The organism is Nostoc mirabile CHAB5784, assembly GCF_020829645.1.
In the GTDB taxonomy this organism is placed as follows: domain Bacteria; phylum Cyanobacteriota; class Cyanobacteriia; order Cyanobacteriales; family Nostocaceae; genus Nostoc; species Nostoc mirabile.
Genome location: NZ_JAIVFS010000065.1, coordinates 39,693 through 47,765 on the forward strand (window position 1 = coordinate 39,693; position 8,073 = coordinate 47,765).

Sequence of the window (8,073 nt, forward strand, 5' to 3'; positions counted from 1 at the left end):
CTCCGACATTTCAGACCTTACATCCGCCTTTGTTTTAGGAGTTTCCGTAGGGTAGGAGGAATCAGACGTAGTAGCTTCAACCTTAGACACATAACCCACTACTGGACACGGTTAGTGTCGTAACACTTATATTTTTATACACGTTTTGGAAAATTTACACCTGCGAGATTCTACGCAAATATGTTCAAATCTACTTTTAGTTAATAACTGTATTGATTATATTATTTTCATGAATTATCTTATAGAAATTGAATTCTGTTTACATTAAAAAAGAACCAAGGTCATCTTTATTTGGTATCAGAGCCTCGACTCTATGGAAAATTCAATTTCTCTGATCATGACCGTCTACAATCGGGAGCGTTACCTTGCTTCTGCAATTCAAAGTGTCTTAACTCAGACTCACCCGGATTTGGAACTGCTGATTTGGGATGATGGCTCCACTGACCGTTCTGTTGAAATCGCTCGCTCTGCGGCTCAAAATGACCCACGGGTGCGTGTAGTAGCGGCATCACACCAGGGGCGAGCGCGTTCTCTACTTGCTGCCATCAATGAAACGGCGTTTCCCTATTTCGCATGGGTGGACAGCGATGATTTGTTAGCACCAACTGCCTTAGAAGAAACAGCATCTGTATTGGATGCACGTCCCGAAGTTGGGCTAGTGTACACCGATTATCAAGTAATTAACGAGAACGATCAACTTTTGGGATATGGGCAACGCTGTCGTATTCCCTACTCTAAAGAGCGATTGTTAGTTGACTTCATGATATTTCACTTCCGACTGCTGCGCCGAGAAGTTTACGAGAAAGTGGGTGGCATCAATGAGCAATTTGAACTTGCTCAAGATTATGACTTGTGTCTGCGACTTTCTGAAGTCACAGAGGTTGAACACTTGATAAAACCTCTCTACTATTATCGCTATCATTCACAGAGTGTGTCCCAACAAGAACGAGTTGAGCAAATTTTGGCAGCGCGGGATGCCATTAACCTTGCTCTACAGCGTCGCAAGATGAGCGATCTTTATGAACTTGATGTCCAAATTGTCGGACAGTACCGTTTGCGTTCAAAGCTATTGTAGAATTCCTCTCCATCTCTACCCAATAGGAGCTATCAGAACTGATGCCTTGCTCCACCTACGGTGTAATTCTAGGCAACCACTTTTTTTCTAGATTTTACGTTGCATTTTATTGCCTTTGGATAAGAATTCATCCAATTCACCAACGGCAAGGAAATACTTGTAGAGACAGTATGGCGTTGCTCCCGTTGGGAGTGGGAACGAGTGCTGCAATAATATGCCGGCAGTTGAAGTGCATTCCCGCAAAGGCTTGCCGTAGGCATCGCTACTCCTCCCAATCAACCAACACCCCATCCACAATAACAACCCCCCACTGGGGGAACTTAGCCAGTAGCTTTTTAATCACAATCTGCTTTCGCCGGATCGTCATCCCAACACTCCTGCAAGAAGTCAAACCCCGGATTCTGCCCTGAATTCGCCGCAACTTTGAGTTTCTGCATACGCTCCGGTCGTACATTTGACCTTGCAACAATCGCTTCATGTGACCACTTTTCAGTGATAGGCGTGGCGGAAGTTTCACCCTCATCAACTGGTTTGACTTCTACACCCGAAACTGAATTTTCAACTAAGAACAAAGTGGGATTACCTGCTTCTACCTGCCCCTGAGTTTGATTAGCGATGGCTACGCCCGCCGCAGGCATCGCAGAATTTAAAGATTTTTCATTTTGAGCGACGGACACGGCGGAACAAATACCTTCATAGCAGTCCCTCTGTTCAACACTGCAATCTTGGTTTTCAGCCAACAACAAAGCGGAATTACTCTGTGCAGCATCCACAAGCGCCAGCGTTGTGGAGTCCATTGCCGTAGGCAAGCCAACTTCATTCTCTGACACGCCCTCGACAGCTATTGAGTCCGCGATTTTCTGACAACACGCGCACATCTTGTAAATAAGTTTGGGCAATTAGACGCGATCGCTCCGGGTCGCCAGATAATAGGGCAATGCTGGGAGGCGATGAACCTAAATCGTCTAGTCCAAAGCCAATGTGATAAAAGCGTTGATTTAGCATTTAATTTTGGATTTTAGCAGTAATTCTCATTTTGAAAAAAATCAGAGAAAATTCTGTTATTTAAATAGATAACTTGTGTCGAAGCATCATTTTTTGACAGATAATTATCATCCAACGTTGGAGGTAGACAGGTTTGAAGAAATTTGTCCATGAAAAATTGATTTCAACTGATAAATCCAGATGAAATTCTCAACAATTTTTTAGTTTTTTAATAAATAACTTTCTCCTCCTCGTTTAAGATATTGACATTTTTCAACTAGAATTTACTCTTTTTAATGGATCATGTTCTGTGAGGATGAATGAGAATAAATGCGACCAATCTTTAAACCATAAATATTTTAATAAGGTACGAATATCCTTAAAGAAATTAGTTCGAGTTACTAATATTTCACGAACTTTTTGATAAATATAATTAACTAAATCTAAAACAGTATGAAATAAAAAAGCTAGCAAATTTAAAGACAATAATAACTCGCATAAATGATTTTCACCATGACCAAAGTTATGCTCTAAATTATAACCGTGATTTTTAAGAACATTATTCCCCTCATTTTCAACTTTCCATCTGCTGCGCCCAGCTTTGACAATTTCCTCAACATTATTCTCAGTGATTTTATGATTAGTTACCCAATTATTTTGGTAGATAATTTTCTGTGTTTTTTCATTAATAACAGTCACTTCGCACCAATTAACTTCAAGACTTGAGTCTTCATCTTTTAAAGGAACTCTTGAAGCATAACGATAGCGATAAATTAGATTTTTTCGCCCATCCCATTGTTTCTTTTCAATGGTTGTAATTTCTCCACTTTTTTCTAAGAATTTTAGCCAATCATATAAAGTCTTGTGTGACGTTTCTAGACAAACAAAAAGAAAATTATAACCTTGTTTTAGTGCTAATTTACAAACAGGTTCGTGAGAATATAAGTCGTCTCCTAAAATAGTTACAGGATAACCATACTTATTTTGATGATTTTTATTTAACCATCTTTTAACAGCCGCATTTTCACAGTCTTGTTTTTGATGTCCATCTTGTTTTTTAATGAATTCTGGTGAGAGATTAATTACTTGTTTTTGATTAGGAGAAACTATAATAGGTGTGACACAGCCATGAAAATAAGTTGTAGTTCCATTTCGATGATTACGACAATTACAATGAGGGCAATTAATTTTCTTAGATGAAAAATATTCTGTGCCATCTAACGCCACTAAAATTTCTCCATCTAAATAAAGAAACTTTGATAAAATTCCCTTTTTTTCTAACCATTCATAGACTTCTTGAAAAGCCATAAAGATAGTAGCTGCTGGCACCGGATCTAACAAATTTCTTATTTGATTATCACAAGGGATTTTCTCAATTGAAAATAAACTTTCTGCATTATCTTTTCCCTTATTGCTTTTCATTAATCGTTGATGGTCTAAAAAAGACGCTGACTGCGTAAAAAAGATGGAAAATGCTGCCATCACTGCGTCTTCTACCTGATATTTCGTATTATTTCCAGGTTTCCTTTCATCAGGTAAATCATGTAATGATGACCGTAAAAATTGTATTAATTCAGGAATTTCTAGGGACCCTGCCAAATGATCCATGTTTGAGTAATTTGACGCACTGTCGGATTTTTAACTCACCGATTTTACATCATCTGACAACAATTATACATTTTTATTTTCCTTGAATTCCCTATTCTAAAAACCGAATGATGGACTGGATTTCCCCTTTTCGTTGTCAGCCAATTCTCGTTAATGAACTCAGTATTTATATTTAATCAATCGGTCAAATTGTTTTTTAGCGATCGCTTCACTCGCCACAAGCATCGCCTCTCCCGGAAAACTAGTTTTTTTGTACTATATTTTGATTTTCAAAATGGGGGTCAATACTCTATTTATTTCAAAATGAGAATTGCTGGGATTTTAGATTTTGGTTTATCTTACTACTTAGCTTACTTACGAACCGTCTTTACCTTTCCGTGTTCCCTCCTCGCTTGTTATTAGCAGGTCGGTGCCATACGAAAAAAGAAAAATACATAGATCAGCCTGTTCATTTTTTTATGCTACATATATAATACAAAATATATCACTACTCAGTTGGTGACTGTTTGCCGCTTGAACAAAAGGAAATTTTATGATTCCCCGAACACGCATCCGAAATATTGGTATCTCTGCCCACATCGACTCTGGTAAAACTACGCTGTCAGAGCGAATTCTCTTCTACACGGGCAGAATCCACGCTATTGAGGAAGTGCGGGGAGGCGGTAAGGGTGCAACGATGGATTTTATGCCAGAGGAAAAGCTGCATGGTATAACTATCACTTCTGCTGCTACCACCTGCCAGTGGCACGATACTCAAATCAACCTGATTGATACACCTGGACACGTAGATTTCACGATAGAAGTGGAACGCGCCCTGCGGGTATTGGATGGGGCGGTGATGGTACTGTGTGCTGTGGCGGGTGTGCAGTCCCAGTCCATTACGGTGGATCGGCAAATGAAGCGCTACCGTGTGCCGCGTTTGGCGTTCATTAACAAAATGGATCGGACGGGAGCAGATCCATTTCGTGTAGTACAGGGAATACGCGATCGCTTGCAACTAAATGCAATATTGCTCCAGTACCCGATCGGCAGTGAAGACCAATTCCAGGGAGTGATTGACCTGGTAGAAATGACTGCTGACTACTTTGAAGGTGAAAATGGGGAAAACTGGCTGAAAAAGCCAATTCCCGAATCACTTATAGATGAAGCACAACAGGCACGGGAAAAGTTGCTAGATACTTTGTCGCTGTTCTCAGAACCGATGACCGAGATGCTACTGGCGGGTGAGGAAATTCCTAAAGAATTAATTTGGGAAACCATCCGACAGGCAACCTTGAGCCTAGAATTCACGCCTGTACTGCTGGGTTCGGCATTCAAAAATAAAGGAGTGCAAAACTTATTAGATGCAGTTACGCTTTATCTACCATCTCCGATAGATAGAGAAGTGGTCAAAACCGCAGAGTCGGTTAGTGTCTACCCTAACCCCGATGCTTCCTTGGTGGCATTGGCATTTAAACTCACTGTTGAATCCTTTGGGCAGTTGACCTATACCCGGATTTACTCTGGGACGCTCAAACCCGGTGATACCGTCTACAACTCACGGACTGAACAGCGAGTGCAAATCGGTCGCTTGGTGAGAATGCACGCCAATAAGCGAGAAGAGGTAAAAGTTGCCGTTGCTGGGGATATTGTGGCTCTGTTGGGTGTGGATTGTGCTTCTGGTGATACATTCTGTTCTGGAGAACCACTGGTATCTCTAGAGAAGATGTTTGTGCCGGAACCAGTGATTACGCTAGCGATTACGCCCAAAAAGCAGGAAGATAGTGATCGCCTTTCCAAAGCACTGAATCGCTTTCAAAGGGAAGACCCCACCTTCCGGTTGAGTATCGACCCCGAATTAGGATCAACTCTAATTTCTGGAATGGGCGAACTCCACTTGGAAATCTACCTAGAACGCATCCAACGGGAATATAATGCCGAGGTCTACGTTGGTACTCCCGCCGTGGCGTACCGAGAAACCATTAGACAACAAGCAACCTTTGACTACCGATTTAAGAAACAGTCAGGCGGCCCTGGTCAGTACGCCCATATTACTGGGTGGATTGAACCCACAGATGAACCGTTTATCTTTGAGAATCGGGTAGTTGGGGGTGCAATTCCCAAAGAATATATCCCTGCGTGTGAGAAAGGTTTCCGTGAGGCGATGCAATCAGGGCAGTTGGAAGGCTATCCCGTAACTGGCGTGAAAGTCGTTTTGGATGGTGGTTCCTATCACCCAATTGACTCTTCAGAATTGGCCTTCCGGTCAGCGTCCCATCAGGCAATTGAAGGTGCAATCGCCAAAGCAAAACCCTACATCCTCGAACCCATCATGCTTGTAGAGGTGGAAACACCCAACGAGTTCATGGGAAGGGTTCAGGGTGACTTATCCTCCCGTCGAGGTTTGTTGTTGGGTTCTGAGACAATGCAGGGATACACGGTGATTCGAGCCGAAGTACCGCTAGCGCGAATGTTTGGGTATTCTACAGAATTGCGATCGCTTACTTCTGGTATGGCTACTTTTTCAATGGAGTTTGCCTGCTATCGTCAGTCCTGAACCTATTAGACATCTCCGAAAAAGAATTGTTTTGACGTAGCAGTGCTATGTCTCTACAAGGGTTCTGGGTAACACATATTTAATTTCTGGAGATGTCTATTTGTGAAAATTCGTGGTGTCCAGATCCCCGACTTCATAAAACTTGTCGGGGATCTAACTTTTCGCAAATGATTTAGGATTGCTAGAGTCGAAATTAGTGATCGCCTTTGCTTGGGTTTAAATCATCTCTACCATTTAGAGAATCAATACTATCTAGTTCATTTGGCGATATAAGTGTCCGCCACAATACTGGATCAAGCGTGTGTTGCTTAATCGCTTACTCTGTCTAGTTTTTAGACTTTTTATTACGTCGAACTCAGGTTTTATAAAGTTCTCAAACTACCGCTCACCCTACTCTCCCCACTCAATCAACTCCCCATCAACAACCGCAACCCCCCACTGCGGAAACTTCGCCAGCAATTTCTTGATCACAATCTGCAAAGCGGGGTCATCATCACAGCATTGTTGGAGGAAGTCAAAACCAGGATTTTCCCCAACCAGAGAAGCCATCTTCAGTTTCTCCATTCGCAATAGTCTAACTTTGGATCTAATGGCAATATCTTCGGTGGTAAACAACGCCTCACTAGATTTTTGCACCTGATAATTGACCACAGATATATTCCACAGCTTCTCAAACTTGCTGATTGTTGCCCTCATGCTGGCATAATACTTGCTGTCTAGCAAATATTGAATTACCCACAATGGAGGGCATTCTCCAACGTTTGCTCTATCCAACCATTCAAATATCTCACTTTGATTTAATGACACGGGCGCGGCGGAACAAGTGCCTTCATGAGAGACTATTATTGCCAATAACTCTATTGAAAGTCTGAACACTATAAATCTGTAAAATGGTAAAGAATTTAAAGTTATTGGCGAGGAGACAAATTAATGAATATGCTTAATTTATGGGCTGAGATTATCCCTGAGAGTTCTGCGGGAGGGTTTAGGATAGGACAACATCTTTCGTCAATCCCCGATCTTAGGGAACCTATTCTGGTGGTCAATCTCCAAGAAGAAAGAGAGAAGAGAGAAAAAGGATTGAAATCAATTAATATCAATGAAGCTTTATCTAATTCGGATGGCTGGATTTGTCAAAAAATCTCCTCAGATTCTCAGAAGTTAGATGGACATAAAGTTTTCTATTATAAAGACAGGATTGTACTTCTTGAATTCAATTCAGATGATATTCTATTCGAGATTTTTGTGTTTGAGGGCTATAAAGGAAAATTTTTAGACAAATTTGAAATTGGCACTAGACTTTCGGATTTAAGAGAGCATTTTGAACTTGACTATGATAATGGGGATGAATTAAATTATCCTTCTGAATCATCTTCAGTTAAAGGGATTGGCTTCTATGGTGCAGAAGAATCTTTAGAAGATAATCTCGAACAAAAAATCATGGGTTTTTGCGTACATAACTGGAGTTTACAGGTATAGAAAGCAAGGTAGAGATGCTAGAATCACAAGATGTATGAAGAAAGCACTGACAAGCGACCACTAATCATTCCACTTCATCAGCACCCCATCCACGATCGCAATCCCCCACTGCGGAAACTTCACCAGCAACTTCTTGATCACAATCTGCAAAGCCGGATCATCATCCCAACACTCTTGCAAGTACTCCAACCCTGGATTCTGCCCCAAATTCGCCGCAACTTTCAGTTTCTGCATACGCTCTGGTCGCATATTTGACCTTGCAACAATCTGACTTTTCCCGTTAAGTCTTGAAAGGCTTACTGATAAAGGATTTAACAAACAGCACAGCATATACGGTAGAGTAATTGAAATCGGGTGCTAAAGGTAACAAGCAATGCTGGACTGGTGGGAG

General features: G+C 41.3%; 7 protein-coding genes and 1 pseudogene. 3 read left to right on the plus strand and 5 right to left on the minus strand.

Annotated elements, in window-relative coordinates:
- Window positions 1-313 precede the first annotated feature (313 nt).
- Window positions 314-1,075, plus strand: a complete 762-nt coding sequence (locus LC653_RS29705) for a glycosyltransferase (protein ID WP_229498235.1) — start codon at window positions 314-316, stop codon at window positions 1,073-1,075.
- 335 nt (window positions 1,076-1,410) lie between these two features.
- Here the strand turns inward: LC653_RS29705 and LC653_RS29710 are convergent, their stop codons facing one another.
- From LC653_RS29710 to LC653_RS29720, 3 genes and pseudogenes are all read right to left on the minus strand, one after another.
- Entirely contained in the window at window positions 1,411-1,905 is a 495-nt protein-coding gene (locus tag LC653_RS29710) for a hypothetical protein (RefSeq protein WP_229498236.1), read from the minus strand.
- Window positions 1,892-2,080 carry a nucleoside phosphorylase-I family protein gene (locus tag LC653_RS29715; RefSeq protein ID WP_308189163.1) on the minus strand — a complete coding sequence of 63 codons (189 nt, stop codon included), beginning with the start codon at window positions 2,078-2,080 and terminating at the stop codon, window positions 1,892-1,894. The genes LC653_RS29710 and LC653_RS29715 overlap by 14 nt, the downstream gene beginning before the upstream one ends.
- Window positions 2,081-2,418: 338 nt before the next feature.
- Window positions 2,419-3,667, minus strand: a pseudogene (locus LC653_RS29720) (ISNCY family transposase).
- A gap of 532 nt (window positions 3,668-4,199) precedes the next feature.
- Here LC653_RS29720 and fusA point away from each other — a divergent pair.
- Window positions 4,200-6,203, plus strand: coding sequence for an elongation factor G (gene fusA / locus LC653_RS29725; RefSeq protein ID WP_229498237.1), 2,004 nt, complete (start codon window positions 4,200-4,202; stop codon window positions 6,201-6,203).
- A 390-nt stretch (window positions 6,204-6,593) separates the two neighbouring features.
- On the opposite strand, the gene LC653_RS29730 is transcribed toward fusA, so the two are convergent.
- Complete coding sequence (locus LC653_RS29730) at window positions 6,594-7,055, minus strand: hypothetical protein (RefSeq protein WP_229498238.1); 462 nt, start codon at window positions 7,053-7,055, stop codon at window positions 6,594-6,596.
- Window positions 7,056-7,133: 78 nt separating this feature from the next.
- On the opposite strand from LC653_RS29730, the gene LC653_RS29735 reads away from it, so the two are divergent.
- On the plus strand, window positions 7,134-7,682 hold the full coding sequence (locus LC653_RS29735) for a hypothetical protein (protein WP_229498239.1): 549 nt from the start codon (window positions 7,134-7,136) through the stop codon (window positions 7,680-7,682).
- 60 nt (window positions 7,683-7,742) lie between these two features.
- Here LC653_RS29735 and LC653_RS29740 read toward each other — a convergent pair whose 3' ends face one another.
- Entirely contained in the window at window positions 7,743-7,931 is a 189-nt protein-coding gene (locus tag LC653_RS29740; protein ID WP_229498240.1) for a hypothetical protein, read from the minus strand.
- Window positions 7,932-8,073: the final 142 nt, after the last annotated feature.

Excerpts from the sequence above, each read along its gene's own strand:
- LC653_RS29705 (WP_229498235.1), top strand. The coding sequence starts at position 314 with ATGGAAAATTCAATTTCTCTGATCATGACCGTCTACAATCGGGAGCGT.
- LC653_RS29715 (WP_308189163.1), bottom strand. The coding sequence starts at position 2,080 with ATGCTAAATCAACGCTTTTATCACATTGGCTTTGGACTAGACGATTTA.
- fusA (WP_229498237.1), top strand. The coding sequence starts at position 4,200 with ATGATTCCCCGAACACGCATCCGAAATATTGGTATCTCTGCCCACATC.
- LC653_RS29735 (WP_229498239.1), top strand. The coding sequence starts at position 7,134 with ATGAATATGCTTAATTTATGGGCTGAGATTATCCCTGAGAGTTCTGCG.
- LC653_RS29740 (WP_229498240.1), bottom strand. The coding sequence starts at position 7,931 with ATGCGACCAGAGCGTATGCAGAAACTGAAAGTTGCGGCGAATTTGGGG.